The organism is Vreelandella maris, from assembly GCF_013371085.1.
GTDB classification, from domain to species: Bacteria; Pseudomonadota; Gammaproteobacteria; order Pseudomonadales; family Halomonadaceae; genus Vreelandella; species Vreelandella maris.
In genome coordinates, this window is record NZ_JABWCV010000011.1 from 116,320 (window position 1) to 135,014 (window position 18,695).

General features: G+C 51.7%; 18 protein-coding genes and 2 tRNA genes. 12 read left to right on the top strand and 8 right to left on the bottom strand.

The window, feature by feature from the left end; genetic code table 11:
• Positions 1–133 precede the first annotated feature (133 nt).
• The 3 genes from HUO07_RS11580 (at position 134) to HUO07_RS11590 (ending at position 2,826) form a co-directional block, all read left to right on the top strand.
• On the top strand, positions 134–715 hold the full coding sequence (locus HUO07_RS11580; RefSeq protein ID WP_176303704.1) for a cytochrome b: 582 nt from the start codon (positions 134–136) through the stop codon (positions 713–715).
• An 83-nt stretch (positions 716–798) separates the two neighbouring features.
• Entirely contained in the window at positions 799–1,383 is a 585-nt protein-coding gene (locus HUO07_RS11585) for a YceI family protein (protein WP_035557424.1), read from the top strand.
• Positions 1,384–1,491: 108 nt separating this feature from the next.
• Complete coding sequence (locus HUO07_RS11590; protein WP_176303731.1) at positions 1,492–2,826, top strand: MATE family efflux transporter; 1,335 nt, start codon at positions 1,492–1,494, stop codon at positions 2,824–2,826.
• Here HUO07_RS11590 and HUO07_RS11595 read toward each other — a convergent pair.
• From HUO07_RS11595 to HUO07_RS11610, 4 genes are all read right to left on the bottom strand, one after another.
• Positions 2,823–4,307 (bottom strand): uracil permease, encoded by a 1,485-nt coding sequence (locus tag HUO07_RS11595; protein WP_035557427.1) that lies wholly within the window; start codon positions 4,305–4,307, stop codon positions 2,823–2,825. The two genes, HUO07_RS11590 and HUO07_RS11595, sit on opposite strands and share 4 nt — an antisense overlap.
• 139 nt (positions 4,308–4,446) lie before the next feature.
• A complete protein-coding gene (locus HUO07_RS11600) occupies positions 4,447–5,637 on the bottom strand; it encodes an amino acid aminotransferase (protein ID WP_008956208.1) in 1,191 nt (396 codons plus the stop codon).
• The gene (locus tag HUO07_RS11605; protein WP_008956209.1) at positions 5,638–5,976 is read right to left on the bottom strand and encodes a 4a-hydroxytetrahydrobiopterin dehydratase; all 339 of its coding nucleotides are present in this window, start codon (positions 5,974–5,976) and stop codon (positions 5,638–5,640) included. It abuts the gene before it with no gap.
• Positions 5,977–6,006: 30 nt separating this feature from the next.
• The gene (locus tag HUO07_RS11610) at positions 6,007–6,909 is read right to left on the bottom strand and encodes a GGDEF domain-containing protein (protein WP_176303705.1); all 903 of its coding nucleotides are present in this window, start codon (positions 6,907–6,909) and stop codon (positions 6,007–6,009) included.
• Positions 6,910–7,176: 267 nt separating this feature from the next.
• Here HUO07_RS11610 and cobA point away from each other — a divergent pair, with 267 nt between their 5' ends.
• From cobA to dcd, 4 genes are all read left to right on the top strand, one after another.
• Positions 7,177–7,977 carry a uroporphyrinogen-III C-methyltransferase gene (gene cobA / locus HUO07_RS11615; protein ID WP_176303706.1) on the top strand — a complete coding sequence of 267 codons (801 nt, stop codon included), beginning with the start codon at positions 7,177–7,179 and terminating at the stop codon, positions 7,975–7,977.
• 186 nt (positions 7,978–8,163) lie between these two features.
• The gene (locus HUO07_RS11620) at positions 8,164–9,453 is read left to right on the top strand and encodes a coiled-coil domain-containing protein (protein WP_035557440.1); all 1,290 of its coding nucleotides are present in this window, start codon (positions 8,164–8,166) and stop codon (positions 9,451–9,453) included.
• Between the two features lie 151 nt (positions 9,454–9,604).
• A complete protein-coding gene (gene apbC / locus HUO07_RS11625) occupies positions 9,605–10,405 on the top strand; it encodes an iron-sulfur cluster carrier protein ApbC (RefSeq protein ID WP_176303707.1) in 801 nt (266 codons plus the stop codon).
• Positions 10,406–10,416: 11 nt separating this feature from the next.
• Positions 10,417–10,983 carry a dCTP deaminase gene (gene dcd, locus HUO07_RS11630; RefSeq protein WP_008956214.1) on the top strand — a complete coding sequence of 189 codons (567 nt, stop codon included), beginning with the start codon at positions 10,417–10,419 and terminating at the stop codon, positions 10,981–10,983.
• Between the two features lie 101 nt (positions 10,984–11,084).
• Here dcd and purN read toward each other — a convergent pair whose 3' ends face one another.
• Complete coding sequence (gene purN, locus HUO07_RS11635; RefSeq protein WP_035557444.1) at positions 11,085–11,852, bottom strand: phosphoribosylglycinamide formyltransferase; 768 nt, start codon at positions 11,850–11,852, stop codon at positions 11,085–11,087.
• Positions 11,849–12,916 carry a phosphoribosylformylglycinamidine cyclo-ligase gene (purM, locus tag HUO07_RS11640; RefSeq protein WP_035557447.1) on the bottom strand — a complete coding sequence of 356 codons (1,068 nt, stop codon included), beginning with the start codon at positions 12,914–12,916 and terminating at the stop codon, positions 11,849–11,851. Before purM ends, purN begins: the two co-directional genes overlap by 4 nt.
• A gap of 225 nt (positions 12,917–13,141) precedes the next feature.
• On the opposite strand from purM, the gene HUO07_RS11645 reads away from it, so the two are divergent.
• A complete protein-coding gene (locus HUO07_RS11645) occupies positions 13,142–14,287 on the top strand; it encodes an AI-2E family transporter (RefSeq protein WP_176303708.1) in 1,146 nt (381 codons plus the stop codon).
• Positions 14,284–14,991 (top strand): DnaA regulatory inactivator Hda, encoded by a 708-nt coding sequence (gene hda / locus HUO07_RS11650; protein ID WP_176303709.1) that lies wholly within the window; start codon positions 14,284–14,286, stop codon positions 14,989–14,991. The genes HUO07_RS11645 and hda overlap by 4 nt, the downstream gene beginning before the upstream one ends.
• A gap of 124 nt (positions 14,992–15,115) precedes the next feature.
• Here the strand turns inward: hda and HUO07_RS11655 are convergent, their stop codons facing one another.
• The gene (locus tag HUO07_RS11655; RefSeq protein ID WP_008956219.1) at positions 15,116–15,490 is read right to left on the bottom strand and encodes a phasin family protein; all 375 of its coding nucleotides are present in this window, start codon (positions 15,488–15,490) and stop codon (positions 15,116–15,118) included.
• Between the two features lie 309 nt (positions 15,491–15,799).
• Here HUO07_RS11655 and HUO07_RS11660 point away from each other — a divergent pair, with 309 nt between their 5' ends.
• On the top strand, positions 15,800–17,176 hold the full coding sequence (locus tag HUO07_RS11660; protein ID WP_176303710.1) for a class II fumarate hydratase: 1,377 nt from the start codon (positions 15,800–15,802) through the stop codon (positions 17,174–17,176).
• Positions 17,177–17,196: 20 nt separating this feature from the next.
• Here the strand turns inward: HUO07_RS11660 and HUO07_RS11665 are convergent, their stop codons facing one another.
• Positions 17,197–18,267: an endonuclease/exonuclease/phosphatase family protein gene (locus HUO07_RS11665; RefSeq protein ID WP_176303711.1), complete on the bottom strand. Its 1,071-nt coding sequence runs from the start codon at positions 18,265–18,267 to the stop codon at positions 17,197–17,199.
• Positions 18,268–18,483: 216 nt separating this feature from the next.
• Between HUO07_RS11665 and HUO07_RS11670 the strand changes: the two genes are divergently transcribed.
• Both HUO07_RS11670 and HUO07_RS11675 read left to right on the top strand, forming a co-directional pair.
• Positions 18,484–18,560 (top strand) — tRNA-Val (locus HUO07_RS11670).
• Positions 18,561–18,583: 23 nt separating this feature from the next.
• A tRNA-Val gene (locus HUO07_RS11675) sits at positions 18,584–18,660 on the top strand.
• The last annotated feature ends 35 nt before the right edge of the window (positions 18,661–18,695 follow it).

Below are 18,695 nucleotides of genomic sequence, written 5' to 3' on the forward strand. Positions count from 1 at the left end.
ACGCTATCTTCAAACAGTGGTTTTTACGAATGATGTGTTCTGCTTTTTTCAGCGGTTCCTAACGCGGTTACACGATATGCTTGCGTTATTAACGTATTCGCTAACGGGTAGCGACGAATAAGGGAAAACAGTGATGTGGCGTAATAGTCGTAGCGGGTGGGGGTTGATCAGTATTCTGTTTCACTGGCTAAGCGCGCTGGCTATTATCGGTCTGTTTGCGCTGGGCTGGTGGATGACGGACCTTGGCTATTATGACCCCTGGTACAATCAGGGCCCATGGGTACATCGCTCGATTGGTATGTTGCTACTATTTGCTACCCTGGCGCGATTAGTATGGCGTTTTGCTCAACCAACCCCTACGGCAGAAGGCGGCCGCCTAGAGATTATTGCTGCCCATGTGGGGCATATCGCTCTTTATGTGCTTGTATTGCTGGTCATGGTGAGCGGCTACTTAATTTCTACCGCTGACGGGAGCGGTATCACTGTCTTTGGTTGGTTTGAGATACCTGCACTGGTATATGACTTCCCCAACCAGGCAAGCTTGGCAGGTAATGTACATTGGTATAGCGCTCTGGCATTGATGATTATATCGGCAGGTCACGCGCTTGCCGCGTTTAAGCATCACTGGCTAGACCGGCACTCAACATTGGTACGTATGCTAAACCCAGCGCATAGCCGAGCTGGCGATCATAGTGCAACAAAGTCATCACGTTAGCCGTTTACACTTTTTCTAAACATCGCGCGTCAGATAATTGTCTTCCCGCGGTGCCTATTAAGTAAAGCAAGGAGCAATTCAATATGTTCAAGAAAACAGCATTTGCATCCGCGATCGCCGCTGTAGCGCTGGTACCATTGAGCCAAGCACAGGCAGCTGATTATCAAATCGATACCGAAGGCCAACACGCCTTTATTCAATTCAAAATTTCTCACTTGGGCTTCTCTTACATTTTAGGTAGCTTTGAAGAGTTTGAGGGCCAGTTCGCTTACGATCCTGAAGACCTTGAAGCATCTTCAGCAGAAATCGAAGTCCAAGTGGATAGCCTGACCAGCAACCATGCTGAGCGTGACCGTCATATCCTGAGCGGCGACTTCCTGAATGCCAGTGAATTTCCGACAGCGACCTTTACCTCTACAGGCTTTGAGTCAACGGGTGATAATGAAGGCGTGTTGACCGGTGATTTGACCCTGCACGGCGAAACTCAAGAGATTGAAATGCCGGTTACCCTGATGGGTGAAGGCGATGACCCGTGGGGCAACTACCGCGCTGGTTTTGAAGGTAGCACTACGCTGACCTTGGGCGATTATGGTATTAATATGAGTGACTTCCCTGAATCTATGCACGAACTTGAGCTATATGTGACGTTTGAAGGTATTCGTCAGTAAGAATTTACTGCGCTAAGTACGCCACTGCCCTTTAAGGGCGGTGGCGTTTTACGTTACAACCGATAAATATTTATCCATCACCTAAGGAGAGAGTGCTTGGCTGCTGTCATGCAACAAAAAGAGTTGGCGATAACCCTATGGCGTCAAACGTGGCCTATGGCCATTGGGGTGTTGGCGCTATTGGGTTTTCAACTTGTTGATAGCGCATTTATTGCTCGTTTGGGTACTGCGCCGTTGGCCGCGCAGTCATTTACCTTTCCTTTGTCGTTTCTGATTATCGGCATTCAGGTAGGGATGGGTATTGCAATTGCCGCGCTTATTTCGCGGGCATTGGGGGCGGGTGAAGAAGCCCGGGCGAGACGCTTAAGCAGTTTGGTGCTTATGGCGGGTGGCGGCGTCATCGGCCTCTTGGCGATCGCATTATGGATATTTTATGTGCCTATCTTTCGACTGCTGGGCGCGGATGAAACGACGCTTTCCTATATCCGCATTTATTGGGCGCCTCAGCTGCTATCCACATGGTTGGGGGCACTGCTTTATTTCAGCTATAGCGTTTTTCGTGCCCACGGTGACACCCGCCTACCAGGCAAAATGATGGTGCTGAGTAGTCTTGTGAACCTTGTTCTCGATCCACTGCTAATCTTTGGCATTGGTGATTGGGAAGGCTGGGGTCTACCTGGCGCAGCCTGGGCAACCGCGATTGCTTTTTCAGTAGGTCTATTGGTGACCACGCGTAAATTACTTAAACGCCAGTGGGCCGCTCAGCAGGGACTGTGGCAAGAGGCCAAACAGTCGTGGCGGCCATTTACGGGTATTGCCGCACCGGCCATGGTCAGCCAGCTGATGCCACCCTTGGCTGCGATGCTGGCAATCTCTGTTGTGGCGGGCCTGGGTGAAAGCGAAGTGGCCGCCTGGGGCTTGGCAAGCCGTTTGGAGACACTCTCACTGATGGTCATTCTGGCCATGACCATGTCGCTGCCGCCATGGTTAGGGCGTTGCTACGGGGCTGGTGATTGGGGGCAAATTCAGCAGCTGATGACGTTAGCTATTAAGGTCGCGCTATTTTGGCAGCTGGGTCTCGGCATAGTATTGGCACTGGGAGCGCCCTGGCTAGCGATGGCGTTGGCAGGCAACCCGGATGTGCAAAGCGAGCTGACGCTGCTGATTCGTTTTCTCTTGCCTAGCTATGCGGCACTAGGTGTTTGCATGCTAGTCGTCTCGGCAGGTAATGCGTTAGGTTGGCCATTACGAGCCATGCTGTTATCCAGTGCGCGGCTGTTTATTTGTTATTTGCCTTGCCTATGGTTGGGCTCGCAGTTCTTCGGTTGGTGGGGGCTGGCGGCGGGTGCGGCCGTGGGGAATCTGCTGGCAGGCTTTATGGCATGGCTCGTTATGCGGCGTATTTTATCCCGCCCGCATCGGCAGGCGGGATTCATCCATTAACGCTTGCGTGCTGCTTCCTGATAGGAAAAATACATAAACAGTAGTGCCATACCCAAGTAGCCCATGACAAACTCTGGCGCTGCATTGAAAGAGAGTTTAGGGGCGTGCATTAGTCCGAAAAACGAAAAGCCCGCCGCAATTGCCGCGAAGGCGGCTGCACGCCTAAACTGATGATCAATCACCGAGACCGTCATAGCGCCCAGTAGGATCGCCATAAACATGGCCCCTTGGCCCATTACTACGATGGCACTTGAGATATCGGTCACTACCTCGCCAGCCCCGCGATTAAAGCGCGTCATCACGTAGTTAGCAAAGTAGGGCAGCATGGCCAGCGCCACGGCAGGGTAGTAGCGCGTGTCGTTGGCTTGAAAGGCGGTCGCAATCATCGACATGCCAACAAAGACTAGAATGGGCGCTACTACAGAAACGGGAATAATTGCTGCCAGCGCAGCAATGAGACCGAACATGGTGGCTAAGGCATATACAGCGCCATTCAGCAGGCTGTATCCCCGGCCCGCGCCCATCCATTTAGCGCCTACCGTTGCGATATAAACCGTAGTTGGAAAGACGCCGCCAAATAGCGCGCCAATCATGGTGCCTGCGCCATCTACTGCCTGGCATTCGCGCACATCGTATTTGTCGCCTGCCGCCTCCATTGCTTCCACGTTGTTCATGGTTTCAATAGCGTTATACAGTGTAATGGGCAGCACCACGGTCAGCACTGCAAGCATGCTGGTCAGCAGTAGCCCCAGCCCCTCAAACCAGGCCAGATTGGGAAGTAATGGATAAAAGCCTAGGTGGGTAAAGGCATCGCTAAACCGTTCGGTGCCAGCGTCGCCAATCAAGTAGGCCATGGCGGTACCGACAATAATGGCAAATAGCGAGGTTGGAAGCTTAAAGGGCATGCTGACGCGGGCCACTAAGCCAACAATAATAATCGCTAACACCAGCAGGCCGATAATCGGCATTTCGAGTGTTTTAAACAGCATTTCTCCGGCAATAAACGTCAGTGCAACGCCGGCCACTGCGCCAAGCATAGCGGCTCTTGGTAAGTGGTATTGCACCCAGCGACCAATGACGCTAATCGCGGCTTCAATGGCACCGCTTATAAAGCAGGCGGCAACAGCCACTTTCCAAGCCATTTCCGCATCGCCGGTGAGCTGTTTGGCGGGTAGCAATACGCCGAACAGGAATACGAACATCACCGGCGTCGAGATACCGTAAGAGAGCGCTGTCACATCCGCCCGGTTTTCTTTGCGTGCCAGCCTTGCCGCGCTCCATGCATAGTAGAAGTTGCCTACCATCACCGCTACCGCTGCGCCGGGCAGCACTTGCCCATAGACAATGGAGGCAGGAAACCCCATGCCCAGCATGGTGATGGCGATAATGACAAAGTTGGCGATGTTGTTTTGGAAGAGAGCGAAGAATGCGTCAGTGTCTTCTTTTTTGTACCACGGATAGTGAGTGCTGGCAGCCGCCATGTTATGCCTCTTGATTATGGTGTGTTGTATACAAGGCTATACTGAGTGTGCCGAAGTGTTGACTAATCGGTCAAGTGCCTAATACATGAAAACGCCCAGGCGTTGCCTGGGCGTTTGTTACTGCGTTGCTGCTTGGCGATTAGTCGTTAACAGCGGCAATCGCTTTGGCCAAGTAGGGGAGATTCTCGTGGGAGAAGCCCGCTACGTTGGCGCGACCCGAGCGCACCATGTAGATACCAAACTCGTCACGCAGGCGATCGACCTGTTCCGGCGTTAAGCCGGTGTAGGAGAACATGCCACGCTGCTCAGCAACGCAGGCGTACTTCTCGTCCAGTCCGTAGGGCTTCAGTGCTTCCACAAAGTCGCGGCGCAGGGTATTGATGCGATCACGCATTTCGGTGAGTTCTTCACGCCACATCTCGGTCAGTTCGGCGTCGTGGAGAATTTCGCTGACGATAGAGCCGCCGTGAGCGGGCGGGTTCGAGTAGTTCTCACGGGCAACGATGGCGACTTGAGAGCGGATGTTGTCCATCTGCTCGTTATTTTTGGCCACCATGATCAAGCAACCGGTACGCTCGCAGTAAATACCAAAGTTTTTAGAGCATGAGCTGGTGATGATCGCTTCATCAAGGTTCTCTGCCAGCAGGCGCACGCCATAAGCATCTTCATCCAGACCTTCGCCAAAGCCTTGATAGGCGAAATCGATCAGCGGAAGCAGCTTGCGTTCACGCACGATTTCCAGCACTTCCTGCCACTGGTCATGGGAAAGATCAAAACCGGTAGGGTTATGGCAGCAGGCGTGTAGCACCACCACATCACCTTCAGGAATGCTTTTCAGCGCTGACCGCATGCCGTCAAAGTCGAGACGGTTGTCGGGGTCAACGTAAGGGTACTTGTGCAGCTCAATACCAGCTGCCGTAAAAATGCCGTGGTGGTTCGGCCATGTCGGGTCACTTACCCAGATACCCTTACCCGGCAGCTGTGTGGCAATAAAATCTGCAGCCAAGCGCAGCGCGCCGGTACCGCCTGGTGATTGGGTGGCGCTGGCACGATTGGCTTTTAAGACGGATGAATCAGCGCCAAAAACCATGGGCAGCACGACTTCGCCATAGCTAGGCGCGCCGTGAGAACCGATATAGGTTTTTGTCGTTTCGTTTTTGAGCAGGCGAGCTTCTGCTTCCTTAACAGCGCGCATTACCGGCGTATTGCCTTGGGTATCACGGTAAACACCGACACCTAAATCCACTTTTTGCGGGTTGGTATCTTTTTTGAAAGCTTCGATCAGCCCGAGAATGGCGTCTCCTGGGACTCGCTCAATATGCTCAAACATTTATTCGGCTACCTCGTCGGTTCTGGCGGCAAGAATGAAGTCATTTAGATGCAGGCCTTTAATAGCATGAGACCACCACGTGACGGTGGCTTTGCCCCACTCTGTGGTAATAACGGGGTGGTGGCCAGCCTGCTCTGCAATATCACCAACGCGTTGGGTGAATGCCAATGCGCTGGCGAAGTCGCGAAATGTAAAACTCCGTGACAGCTTCATGATGCCATCGTGCTCGACAATCTGCCACTGGCTGAGGCTTTTTAGCCGCTCTTGGGCTTCTCCTAAGCTTAGCGGCTGAGCATTTTTACCGCAGGGTTCGCAGGTAGATTCAGCGAGCGTTGCCATCTTTTTGCTCCTCTAGCGGGGTATTTCTTACTAGCGTAGAAGGCAAACGCAGTCGCGACCAATATCCTTGGCGTTATACAGCGCTTGGTCGGCCCGTTCGATCAAACTCGTAAGAGGCTCGCCACAACGAAATTCGGCAATTCCGATGCTTAGTGTTACCTGGCCAGCACCCATGCCGAAGTCGTACACACTGATGGCATGGCGTATTCGGTCGGCAAGTGTATGGCAATGCTGCAGCGATGTGAGCGGCAGCACGACCATAAACTCTTCTCCGCCCAGGCGGGCGATCATGTCTTCACAGCGCAGTAGTGACTGCGCTTGTGTCGCCAACTGTTTGAGCACGTCATCACCGTGCAAATGGCCCCAGCGGTCGTTAAGGCGTTTAAAATGATCGATATCGATCATCATGATGGAGAGCGGCGTGCCATGGCGGGTGCTAAGTGAGGCTATATTAGTTAAATGCACCATCAATTTGCGCCGATTGGGTAACTCTGTGAGCGGGTCTGTATCGCATAGCTTGCGAAGCCGCTGCTCCTCGGAGACCTGGTCGTTAATGTCCATCATTATGCCGTTCCACTGCACTCCATCCACGACCGTCTTTGGTCGTGCGCTCACCGCAATCCAGTGAGGTTTTTCTTTCGGGAACGGTAGTAGAAAGCGGGTCGTCAGCGGCAGCATCCAGCGTGCTGAACGTTCGATCGCTGACATGATTTTGGGGTGATCATTGCCCGTTAATTGCTCAACCAACTCACCAGCATTTTGTGCGAGCAGGTCTCGGTCAATATGTTTGAGAGCCACACCGCCACCCTCTATATAGGGGAAGCGCATATGACCGTTACGAGCGCGGTGTAATTGAAAGATGACGCCAGGAATGTGGGGTATCAAGTGGTCAGCGCTGATTCGCTGGGGTGCGTCTATATCATTCACGGGCATGCGTGAATCTCCAAGCATATGCCAATTTAATTTTGGTCGTGAAGATTAGCGCTATTTACGTAATCAGTATGTAAGTAATTTCAGGCAATATGGTTAAAATTTATATTTTTTAAGAATATACATATTATTTTATAAAATATAAAAAAGTTGAATTCTAAGCAATAGTCGATGCGTTATTGGCATTTAGTGATAAAATTAATTACTTTTTTGCATATTAAAAAACTTTTTTATTCCTGAGGTGGTTTCTTGGAAGAAGCACGAGAGCAAATGTCTCGCTCATATGGCTTGGTCAGTTTAGTGGGGGCAGGCCCCGGCGATCCCGAGCTATTAACGCTCAAAGCATATAAGCGGCTGCAGTCTGCTGAAGTCGTGCTATATGACCGCTTAGTCAGCGATGAGATTGTTGCGTTTATACCCGCGCAAGCGCAGCGTTTTTATGTCGGCAAAGCGCGCTCGCAGCACAGCGTTCCTCAAGATGGTATTAACCAAGCGCTAGTAAAATGGGCGCAGCAAGGTAAGCGCGTTGTTCGCCTCAAAGGCGGCGATCCGTTTATTTTTGGCCGCGGAGGCGAAGAGCTTGAGGCCCTGGTGGCGGCGCACATTAGTGTGGAAGTTATACCGGGAGTAACCGCGGCATCGGGCTGTGCGGCGTATGCGGGAATACCGCTGACCCATCGCGATCATGCCCAGTCGGTGCGCTTTGTGACCGGACATTTGCAGCAAGGCGAGTGTGATCTTGATTGGGATGCGCTCGCGCGGCCTGGGCAAACGTTGGTTTTTTACATGGGGTTGGGTAGCGTAAATGTGATTAGCCAGGCGTTGATTAAGCACGGCTTAGCGCCGGAAACACCGCTTGCCTTGATTGAGCAAGGAACAACGCGCCAACAGCAAACTCATATTGGGTGTTTGTCAGCGCTTCCAGCTACTTTCTTGGCGGGCCACATTAAACCGCCTACGCTGCTAATAGTGGGAAGTGTGGTGTCGCTGCACACGACGCTCAGTTGGTTTGATGTGCACAATGGACAAGCATCAGGCTTCTATGAGGGTAAACACCCCCCTTCAGCTTAACGTGATTTATCATAGAGGGTGGTGGTAACGTTACAGCAACATTTATATACGATTGTTACTAACAGACTGGCTAGATACAGTGAGCTGTGTATGCTGAAAGGGAGAACATCCACGGCTAGCGCATTACAAATGCAATTGATTACGTTAGCTTGGCCAACGTTAGCTTAGACCAAAGAGGAACGCATAATGTCAGAAACAAATAATACGGATCACCCGACACCGGCCAACAAGCCGGAGCCAGCCAAAAAGACAGAGCCGGCTAAAAAGACGGATATGAAAACTCTCTTTCAAGATAACCGAGTAAAAGCGATTGCAGGGATCGCTGCTATTGCGGTTGTCTGGGCGATTATGGCGCAGTCTAACGCAGGCTCTCGCCAGGATCGCGTCGATAGCTTAGAAGAGCAGCTCGCTAGCGTTGAGCAAGAAAACAGCCAAATGAGCCAGCGCATTAGCGAAATAGAGGAAGCTGAAACCAATTTAGCCGCGCTGCAAGAGGAAATGGCGTCTCTTGAGGCTCAGCAGCAAGAGGCCAATTCTTCGCTCGAGAGTGCTCAAACCAATGTCAGCGATGTGCAGTCGCGGTTAGAAGAACTTGAATCCGAGCGAAATGCGCTAGAAGAAGAAATCGCCTCTCTTAATGAGCAGATAGAGAGCGCTGACAGTGAGATGAGCGCGCTGCGTGAAGAGCGCGACGAGATCATCAGCACTCGCGATGAGGCGGAAAGTACTCTCCAGCAAGTTGAAGAAGCGCGTTCTAGCGCTGAAGAAGCTCGTCAGGAGGCTGAAGCCGCCCGTCAAGAAGCCGAGGAGCAGCGCCAACAAGCGGTTGAAGAGCTGGGCAGCATGGAAGAGGAGCTGTCAGGGCTAGAAGAGCAGATTAGCCAGTCAAATGAACAGCTAAGCGGTTTAGAAGAGGAAATCTCAACTGCCCAAAGCGAGCTTGATGAACTAAAAAGCGAGCGTGATTCCATCACTAGCGAACGCGATGAGCTGCAAAATGAAGTGGATTCGCTAACGGCGCTTCGCGAAGAGGAAGAGCAGAGCTTGAGCGACGTGCGTACCGAGCTCGATGACGTCATGGTCGCTTTAGAGATGGGCCGTGAGGAAGTGTCGAGCGTTGAGAATGATATTGAAGAGCGTGAGAGCCAACTAGAGCGCTTAGAGAGTCAGCTTGGTGAATGGCGCGATGAGCTTTCCACACTAGACAGCCGTTTGGCCGACGCTGAGGAGTCTGCTGGTGAAGCCACTTCTTCTTCCCAGAGCAGCGGTTCAGAAAGTGGCTCGTCAGAAAGCGGTTCGTCTGAAGACAGCTCTTCAGACGACGGCGCTTCAGACGATGGCTCTTCAAATAGTGGTTCTTCAAATGACAGCTCTGCACAAGAGAATTCGTCAGAAGAAGCGTCTAGCAATGGCGATGAGAGCGCCAACGATAGCGATGGTGGTAGTGAGGAAGCACAGCAAAACGCTGCTGGCTAATAGTGAAAAGCGGTAACGCTGTAGACTAGCAACACGAGAGCGGATGTCGGGCAACCGGCATCCGCTTTTTGTTTGCTGGTTTATGATTGAGCCCCCGAGGAGTATCATTCACTCAACGTTAATTAAGTGCCTAAATGAGGAGTGCCATTGAATGGATGGGGTTAAACATATTATTGCAGTGGCATCGGGTAAAGGTGGCGTGGGTAAATCCACGGTCACCGTTAACTTGGCGTTAGCCTTGTCTGCGCAAGGATATCGTGTGGGTGTTCTTGATGCAGATATTTACGGCCCCAGTCAGGCTCAGATGCTGGGTGTTAAAGAGGGTGTACGCCCTCAAGCGGCTGCCAACGATAAATTTCTGCCGCTGGAAGCGCATGGCCTTCAAGCCATGTCGATGGCGTTTATGGTTAACACTCGCGAGCCAATGGTGTGGCGTGGTCCTATGGTGGTGGGGGCGTTTCAACAGATGCTGACGCAAACCCAATGGGACAATCTCGACTTTCTGTTGATCGACATGCCGCCGGGCACTGGCGATATCCAACTGACGCTGGCGCAGAAAGTGCCGGTGGCAGGCGCTGTGATCGTCACAACGCCGCAAGATATTGCGCTTTTAGATGCCCGCAAGGGGATCGAGATGTTCCGCAAGGTTAACGTGCCGGTACTGGGCGTAGTGGAAAATATGAGCCTTTACCACTGTGAAAACTGTGGCCATGAAGCGGCTATTTTTGGTACTGGTGGCGGAGATAACATCGCTCAAGAATACGATACCCAAGTGCTTGGACGGCTACCACTCACGCTCTCCATCCGTGAACTGACGGATTCAGGGCGCCCGAGTGTCATATCTGAACCTGAGGGGACGGTGAGCCAGACCTTTGCTACTATCGCCCAAAAAGTAGCCGAAGCGGTTAATGCCAATCAAGGCGATGGACCCACTATTTCCTTTAGCGAGTGAAGAAGTAACACATGAGTATCAAATCTGATAATTGGATTCGCCGCATGGCCAAAAGCGATGCGATGATTGAGCCGTTTGAAGCCGAGCAAGTGCGTTATGTGAACGACCAACGCGTGATTTCTTACGGCACGTCAAGCTATGGCTATGACGTACGCTGCTCAGATGAATTTAAAGTCTTCACTAATATTCACTCAGCGATTGTTGATCCTAAAGCGTTTGATGCGAAAAGCTTCGTCGATATTAAAGGCGATGTTTGCGTTATACCGCCCAACTCTTTTGCACTGGCGCGTACGGTCGAGTACTTCCGGATTCCACGTAATGTGCTGACTATTTGCTTGGGAAAATCCACCTATGCGCGCTGTGGCATTATTGTCAATGTGACCCCGCTTGAGCCCGAGTGGGAAGGCCACGTGACACTAGAGTTTTCTAACACCACCAATCTGCCAGCGAAAATCTATGCCCATGAGGGTGTTGCGCAGATGTTGTTCTTAGAGTCCGATGAAGTGTGCGAAACGTCGTATAAAGACCGCGGAGGGAAGTACATGGGGCAGCGCGGTGTTACTTTGCCGCGCACCTAGCCTTACTGCTTTGCTGACAAAAAACGCCTGACGGTGGTAAAGCCGTCAGGCGTTTCTATTTCAAACTGAGTGAACAGTCATTTCCGGCTAGAAAGCATTCATTAGTCCTGCTGTTCGTCATCCAGCTCTGTGTCCCACTCCTCATCCAGCTCTTCAGCCGCGTCGGCGTGAGAAAGGCGCATTCCATGCTCGGGTAACAGATGACCGTCCATTTTGGCGCCTTCGGCGCTGAACTGCAGTCGGCCTTCCAAAAACCACTGCACTGCAATCGGGTAGAGTAGATGCTCACGGGAACGCACTTTTTCCTGCAGTGTTTCCACCGTATCGTCAGGGCTGACCTGGAGCTCAGCTTGCAGCACGACGGGCCCACCATCCAGCTCTTCGGTGACAAAGTGCACGCTGCACCCATGGCTGGTAACGCCGGCTGCCAGGGCACGGGCGTGAGTATTAAGCCCTTGGTACTCGGGGAGCAGCGAAGGGTGAATATTCAGCATGCGACCTAAGAAACGCTGAACAAAACGAGGCGTCAAAATACGCATGAAGCCTGCCAGGACGATAAGATCCGGTTCATGGCGTTCAATGACTTTGATCAACGCGCCGTCATAAGCTTCACGGCTATCGTATTCGCGGTGGGGCAGGGCGACCGCTTCAATGCCCGCTTCGTGGGCCCGCTTTAGGCCGTAAGCATCCGCCACGTTCGAAATAACGGCAACAATCTCCCCGCCGCCGAGGCGGTCATGGGACTGCGCATCTATCAATGCCTGAAGGTTGCTGCCGCTACCCGAAACCAGTACCACGATGCGGCGAGCACCCAGGGGGTCTGGGGTTATATCTTTAATGGTATCGCTTTGGTAGTCCGTATTGGTCATGCCGAGAGATTCTCCAGAATGACGGCTTCCCCTTGGCGTTTGACGATCTGGCCAAGACGATAAACGGATTCGCCTTCGCCCTGCAGATGAGCGATGGCCTGCTCGGCCTGTTGCGCAGGCACGACAACGACCATGCCAATGCCGCAGTTAAGCACACGGTGCATTTCGGTTTCGTTGACGTTGCCCTGTGCCTGCAGCCAGTCAAATACGGCAGGGCGCTGCCAACTATTAATATCAATATGAGCAGCGAGATCATCCGGTAGAACGCGGGGAATATTTTCCAGCAGACCGCCACCGGTAATGTGTGACAGTGCGTGCACAGGGATGTCACTACCGCGCATTAACGAGAGCAGTGATTTCACATAAATGCGGGTGGGCGCCATTAATGCATTACCCAGGGACTTGCCGTCGATGTCAGTAGTCAATGAAGCGTTACTGACGTCGAGTATTTTGCGAATCAGCGAATAACCGTTGGAGTGCGGTCCTGAGGATGCAAGCCCCAGGATGACATCACCTTCGGCCACTTTGCTGCCATCCAGAATGTCTGCTTTCTCAACTACGCCGACACAAAAACCAGCTAAATCGTAATCGCTGCCTTCGTACATGCCCGGCATTTCGGCCGTTTCACCACCGACCAGTGCACAGCCGGCCAGCTCGCAGCCAGCACCAATGCCGGTGACAACGTCAGCAGCAATATCCACATCAAGCTTACCCGTGGCATAGTAGTCAAGAAATAGTAATGGCTCGGCGCCAGCCACGATCAGATCGTTGACACACATCGCGACTAAGTCAATCCCAATCGTGTCGTGTTTGCCAAGATCCATCGCTAGGCGCAGTTTGGTGCCGACGCCATCGGTACCCGAGACAAGCACGGGTTGCCGATAGCCCGCCGGAATTTCACATAGCGCGCCAAAACCACCCAGCCCGCCCATGACTTCTGGGCGTGTGGTGCGTTTGGCAACGTGTTTGATGCGGTCAACCAGGGCATTACCGGCATCAATATCGACGCCTGCGTCCTTATAGCTGAGGGAAGGAGTAGCCGAAGAAGAGGAGGTCTCGGTCATGACAGATCCTGTGAAGCAATTAGCGGTGCTGGTAGTGCTGGCGACAAAGCCAGTGCTGGGCTTAACTTGAGCGGATTGTAACACTCAGCGGCTCAGGTCGCACCGCTGTGACACATGATGAAAAGCATACGAGCAGCTTTTGTTCATATGCGGCATAGTAGTGGTAAGTAAAAATAGTAGCGTTTAATGAAAATGTTGATTTAAAGCCACGTTTGAGAGGGAACTATGCGGAATTCTTGGTGGGGTGTCCTGTTTTTAGTGGTGATCGGCGGTTTGATTTATTTGCTAGATGCAGTACTGATGCCTTTTATTGCTGGGATGATTCTCGCTTATCTGGCCGATCCGCTAGCGGACCAGTTCCAACGCTGGGGAATGAATCGCCTATTAGCGGTGAGTGGCGTATTTTTGGTGTTACTCATCGTTCTCGTCGTCAGTTTACTCATATTAATTCCACTGTTGGTGCAACAGCTTAAACAGCTGGGAGAGGCTATTCCGAGCGTCTTCAACTGGGTAGAAAATATACTCGCTCCGCAAGTTCAGGAGTGGACTGGCTACGATGTAACGACAGAATTAACCAATGTCAGAGAAACACTGGCCGAAAATTGGCGTGATGCAGGAGGCTATTTAGCCCAGGCATTAGGCCAAATTGGCCGTTCCGGTATGGCGTTTGTATCCTGGATTACCTATGTGGCGCTGATCCCCGTTGTGACCTTTTATTTGCTTCTGGATTGGGATCGGCTGCTCGATAACATTGCCAACCTGATTCCGCGTCAGTGGGCAGATGATACTTTTCGCTTGGCGCGCCGCTGCGATGAAGTGCTCTCCTCGTTCTTGCGCGGACAGCTGTTAGTCATGCTGTGTTTAGGGATTATTTACGCGGTTGGTTTGACGTTGATGGGGCTGAATTTTGGTCTACTCATTGGTTTTGTGTCGGGTCTGGTCAGTATCGTGCCGTTCTTGGGCTTTATTGTTGGCTTAATCATCGCCCTCGTTGTAGCTCTTTTTCAATTCGCGACTTGGTGGGCAGTATTGGGCGTTATCCTGGTATTCAGTATTGGTCAAATGGCAGAGAGCGTCATTCTGCAACCTAAGTTATTAGGCGATAAAATTGGCCTTCACCCGGTTGCGGTTATATTCGCCGTGTTGGCAGGCGGCAACCTGTTTGGATTGACAGGCGTACTGCTAGCACTGCCGGTGGCAGCGGTTATTCTGGTGCTACTGAAAGAGGTTAAAGTTCGCTATCAGCACAGTGAGCTGTACGACGAAAATAACACCGACAAACATAACAGTATCATTGAAGTCAGTTCTTCATACCATGATGAGCCGAACCGTGATGAGCAACGTCGTAAAGATTTAGGGGAATCACCATGAGCCGAATACCGGCACAGCTTCCACTGGGGATCGGGCTGCGGGATGACGCTACTTTCGATAACTATTATGCGTCGCGGGCAAACGCACCGCTGGTTGAGCATATTACCCAGCAGTTAACCCCCACGGGGGAGCAGTTTCTTTATCTCTGGGGTGCACCTGGTGTTGGCCGTAGTCATTTACTTCAAGCCGCCTGTCACGCCGCATCGGATGCTGACAAGCGCACGCTTTATTTGCCACTAAGTGATTTAGGCCATTTTCCGCCATTAATGCTGGAAGATATCGAGCGCCTGGACCTTGTCGCCATTGATGACCTGGAGTGTGTGATTGGTCGTAAGCGTTGGGAAGAGGCGCTATTTCACGCCTTTAATCGGCTGCGTGATGCCGGTAAAAAACTGGTGATCACGGCAAGCGCCTCCCCACGCCAGCTAAATGTGGTACTGCCCGATTTGGCTTCGCGTTTGACTTGGGGGGTAACCTTTCACGTACACCCTTTAGAGAACGATGAAGAGCGTTTGACTGCTTTAAAGCTGCGCGCCAGCGTGAGAGGAATGCAGCTACCCGATGACGTCGGGCGCTATATTTTGCATCGTGGCCCGCGCGAGTTGGGCGAGCTTTGCCGCGCGGTGGAAACACTGGATAAAGCGTCTTTGTCGGCCAAGCGCAAACTAACCATTCCGTTTGTGAAATCTGCACTTAGTTGGTGAAATGAGATAGTTAATGAAGCGAGATGATTGGTGAAACGTAGATGAAAATTGGTAGCCCAGAGACTAAAACGCTACCGCTGGCAGGGCCAGCGGTGGCGTTATGGTTTACTTAAACCTTGTTGGTTTAGGCAGTTTTCGTCATTTTACTAGCGGCAGTTTGCGCCTGCTTGACGTTATCTTCAGTGATTTTCTGGCTTTTCTGGATAAAGTCCTGCTGTAGCGATACAACTTTATCTGCGTCGCCTTTAGCGCGCTCGGCTAAGTCTTTAGCAACTTTCTGCTGACCTTCCATGTAACTACGCAGGCCTTCTGCATCCTTGACATCCATCATCTGGCGCATCTGTGCAACGCCTGTGTCGAAATAGGCTTTGCTGGCATCCATTTGAGCATTAACCATTTTTTCGCTGTAATCGATGCTCAATGCCATATAAGCGCGTACTGGCGCCATAAACATGTTGTCAAATTGCTGAGTCATTTCGTTAGTGTTTAAAGTACGCATCGTCATACCCTCCAGGGTCTAGTCTTGCCAAAAGCAGCTATCCAGAGGTTGGCGCTGCTTATTGATTGGGTAGCTTTTTAAGCTATCTTGCGATGCAGCATAACAACTGTTTTTGTGCAGTGCAACATTTGGCTTTAGGCATTTTAGAATAAGCGAGCAAGTAAGTGTACGTGGACCAGGTCATGTTTACCCGCATGGCCTAACCAGCTAGCTTAAAGGGAGTTGATGCAGTTTTATGTTAGCGAACGAAAGAGAGAGTATGCGCTCAGATAAGCAGCATTATTAATTTCACTGATGGGAGTAAGAGCAATGGCCACACGGACGGAACGCGACAGCATGGGCGAACTGGAAGTGCCTTTCGATGCCCTCTACGGCGCGCAGACACAGCGGGCAATCAATAACTTTCCTGTTTCCCATACGCCTATGCCGACCGCTTTTATTCATGCGGTCACCCGCATCAAACTAGCCGCAGCACGCGCAAACCAAACCCTGGGAGGGTTAGATAGCGCACGTGGCGAAGCTATCCAAAAAGCAGCTCGTGACGTATTAACCGGCAAGCATGACCAGCATTTTCCCATCGATGTTTTTCAAACCGGTTCAGGCACTTCCACCAATATGAACGTCAACGAGGTGTTGGCGACCTTGGCGAGCCGTGAGGGCGTTGAGGTAACCCCGAACGATCACGTTAATATGGGGCAATCGAGTAATGATGTGATCCCAACGGCGATCCATCTTTCCGCGGCCATTGCTGTTCACGAATCGCTGCGCCCAGCCCTTGTTCATCTGCGCGATACTATTGATCAGCGCGCAAGCGAACTAAGCCATGTGGTAAAAACCGGCCGTACGCATCTTATGGACGCTATGCCGCTGCGCATGGATCAAGAGCTGGGCGCTTGGTCGAGCCAGATTAATCAGGCCATAGAGCGTTTTGACAGCGCAATGAAGAGGCTCTGCAGATTAGCGCAAGGCGGGACCGCTGTAGGTACCGGTGTTAACGCGCCAGCCGGTTTTGCTGAGCAGGTTGCTCAAGAGCTTAGTGAACAGACCGGGTTAATGTTCACGCCCAATGACAGCTTTTTTGCCAGCCTCTCGTCACAAGATGCGGCAGTAGAGCTGTCGGGGCAACTGAAAGGGCTCGCCTGCGTCATCATGAAAATTGCCAATGATTTGCGCTGGATGAACTCTGGCCCACTGGCAGGGCTGGGGGAAATTGAACTTGAGGCACTGCAGCCCGGTAGCTCCATTATGCCAGGAAAAGTTAACCCGGTGATTCCAGAATCAGCCGCTCAGGCTGCCGCGCAAGTGATTGGCCTGGATACGGCCATTACGGTTGCCGGGCAAAGCGGCAATTTTCAATTGAACGTGATGTTGCCGCTGGTCGCTTCCAATCTACTTACCTCCATTAGCCTGATGAGTAACACCGCCCGGCTGCTAGCGGATAGAGCAATTGCGACCTTTAAAGTGCGTGAAGAGAATTTAAAAGGGCCGCTAGCAAAGAACCCTATTTTGGTAACGGCATTAAATGGCGTGATTGGTTATAACGCTGCCGCGGCGATTGCTAAAGAGGCTTATCAAGCCGGGCGGGCGATTATTGATGTTGCTGAGGAGAGGACCGACCTGGATCGCGAAACGTTAGAGCGGCTGCTAGACCCGACCGTGCTTACCCAGGGAGGCGTCCCTGAATAAGCAATGCAGGTAGCCAGCGATCAGGTCTCTTGTTTTTCAATTTTACCTTCTTGGATCGTTTCGCTGGCCTCACTTCGCTCTTCTGTACTGGCCTCTGGGGTTTCTGCTTCATTTTTGCGCGAAGGGCGATAGCAAAACGTTGCCAACATAGGAAAATGATCAGAACCGAAGTATTTCAGCCGCTGCATACCCACCAGCGTGAAGTGTTCAGTCACAAAAATATGGTCCAGTGGCCAGCGCAATATCGGGTATTTGGCGTGGAAGGTGCTGAACAACCCGCGTCCTCGGCGTGGGTCAAGCATGCCGCCAACACGGCAAAACAGGCGTGTTGTGCGTGACCATGCCACGTCGTTAAGGTCGCCAGCGACTAGTGTCGGTTGGGGGTCTTCATGAATACGTTTGCCTACCAACAACAGCTCTGCATCGCGCCAAAGGGATTTTTCACTCTCGCTAGGTGCTGGCGGGCGAGGGTGCAGGGCAAATAGGCGAATAGAGTCACCGTTAGCCAGCGTTACTCTGGTATGAATAGACGGGATGTCATCTTGAATCAGCCATTCAACGGAGGTGTCGGTAAGCTCAAGATGAGAATAGAGGTGCATGCCATAAAGATTGTCTAGCGGGATTTTAACGCTATTGGGCCATTGCTCAGCTAACGCGGGATCCAATTGGTCTTGCCACCATTGGTCAGACTCTAGCGTTAATACGATGTCAGGCTGGTGCTGTTTGATCATATCGATTAACGGTTGAGCTTGCCGATTAGGCGTCAGCACGTTAGCAATCAGCAGGGTAATGGTTTTATCTTCGTCGTTACTTTTTGCTGTTTTAACCTGTATAGGCCATAGGCGAGTAAAAGGCATAATGTAGTAGCCTTGGATCAGAAAAGTGATGCCTGACGCAAGTAGTGCTACCCATTGCCATGGGCCAGCCTCGACCAGTATTGCCGTTGCAATGAAGGTGACTAACGCTAGGCTAATAATCTGTAGGCGTGGAAACTCAAAACTGCGAACCCACCACCAATGTAATTCTATGCGCGCCATCAGTGTCGCTATTAATAACACGATGGCTATGCTTCCTAGCAAAATACCCAGCATGGTTTATCACCCTTAATGAATATCAAGAATATTAAAATACCCAGCCTAGCGGTATAAGGATTATAAAGATAGAAATGCGCTATAAATGACGATCTATATCCCGTTGAGCGGCTCAGGGTGCATTCGCTCGTGGTGTAAAATAGCTTGCAATTCAGTGATGAAAGCGTAAAATACGCATCCGTTGCTTAGCTAGCGCCATCTGTTTCGGCGCGCAATAGGACCATAGCTCAGTTGGTTAGAGCGCCACGTTGACATCGTGGAGGTCGGCGGTTCAAATCCGCCTGGTCCTACCATTCGCTAGCCAGCCCCAATTTCTAGGACCATAGCTCAGTTGGTTAGAGCGCCACGTTGACATCGTGGAGGTCGGCGGTTCAAATCCGCCTGGTCCTACCAGCTATTATCAAAAGCACCCCGGCATTTATTGCTCG

Bases quoted from the DNA above. Each gene is read 5' to 3' on its own strand.
- HUO07_RS11580 (WP_176303704.1), top strand. From the start codon at position 134: ATGTGGCGTAATAGTCGTAGCGGGTGGGGGTTGATCAGTATTCTGTTT.
- HUO07_RS11585 (WP_035557424.1), top strand. From the start codon at position 799: ATGTTCAAGAAAACAGCATTTGCATCCGCGATCGCCGCTGTAGCGCTG.
- HUO07_RS11590 (WP_176303731.1), top strand. From the start codon at position 1,492: ATGCAACAAAAAGAGTTGGCGATAACCCTATGGCGTCAAACGTGGCCT.
- HUO07_RS11595 (WP_035557427.1), bottom strand. From the start codon at position 4,307: ATGGCGGCTGCCAGCACTCACTATCCGTGGTACAAAAAAGAAGACACT.
- HUO07_RS11600 (WP_008956208.1), bottom strand. From the start codon at position 5,637: ATGTTTGAGCATATTGAGCGAGTCCCAGGAGACGCCATTCTCGGGCTG.
- HUO07_RS11605 (WP_008956209.1), bottom strand. From the start codon at position 5,976: ATGGCAACGCTCGCTGAATCTACCTGCGAACCCTGCGGTAAAAATGCT.
- HUO07_RS11610 (WP_176303705.1), bottom strand. From the start codon at position 6,909: ATGCCCGTGAATGATATAGACGCACCCCAGCGAATCAGCGCTGACCAC.
- cobA (WP_176303706.1), top strand. From the start codon at position 7,177: ATGTCTCGCTCATATGGCTTGGTCAGTTTAGTGGGGGCAGGCCCCGGC.
- HUO07_RS11620 (WP_035557440.1), top strand. From the start codon at position 8,164: ATGTCAGAAACAAATAATACGGATCACCCGACACCGGCCAACAAGCCG.
- apbC (WP_176303707.1), top strand. From the start codon at position 9,605: ATGGATGGGGTTAAACATATTATTGCAGTGGCATCGGGTAAAGGTGGC.
- dcd (WP_008956214.1), top strand. From the start codon at position 10,417: ATGAGTATCAAATCTGATAATTGGATTCGCCGCATGGCCAAAAGCGAT.
- purN (WP_035557444.1), bottom strand. From the start codon at position 11,852: ATGACCAATACGGACTACCAAAGCGATACCATTAAAGATATAACCCCA.
- purM (WP_035557447.1), bottom strand. From the start codon at position 12,916: ATGACCGAGACCTCCTCTTCTTCGGCTACTCCTTCCCTCAGCTATAAG.
- HUO07_RS11645 (WP_176303708.1), top strand. From the start codon at position 13,142: ATGCGGAATTCTTGGTGGGGTGTCCTGTTTTTAGTGGTGATCGGCGGT.
- hda (WP_176303709.1), top strand. From the start codon at position 14,284: ATGAGCCGAATACCGGCACAGCTTCCACTGGGGATCGGGCTGCGGGAT.
- HUO07_RS11655 (WP_008956219.1), bottom strand. From the start codon at position 15,490: ATGCGTACTTTAAACACTAACGAAATGACTCAGCAATTTGACAACATG.
- HUO07_RS11660 (WP_176303710.1), top strand. From the start codon at position 15,800: ATGGCCACACGGACGGAACGCGACAGCATGGGCGAACTGGAAGTGCCT.
- HUO07_RS11665 (WP_176303711.1), bottom strand. From the start codon at position 18,267: ATGCTGGGTATTTTGCTAGGAAGCATAGCCATCGTGTTATTAATAGCG.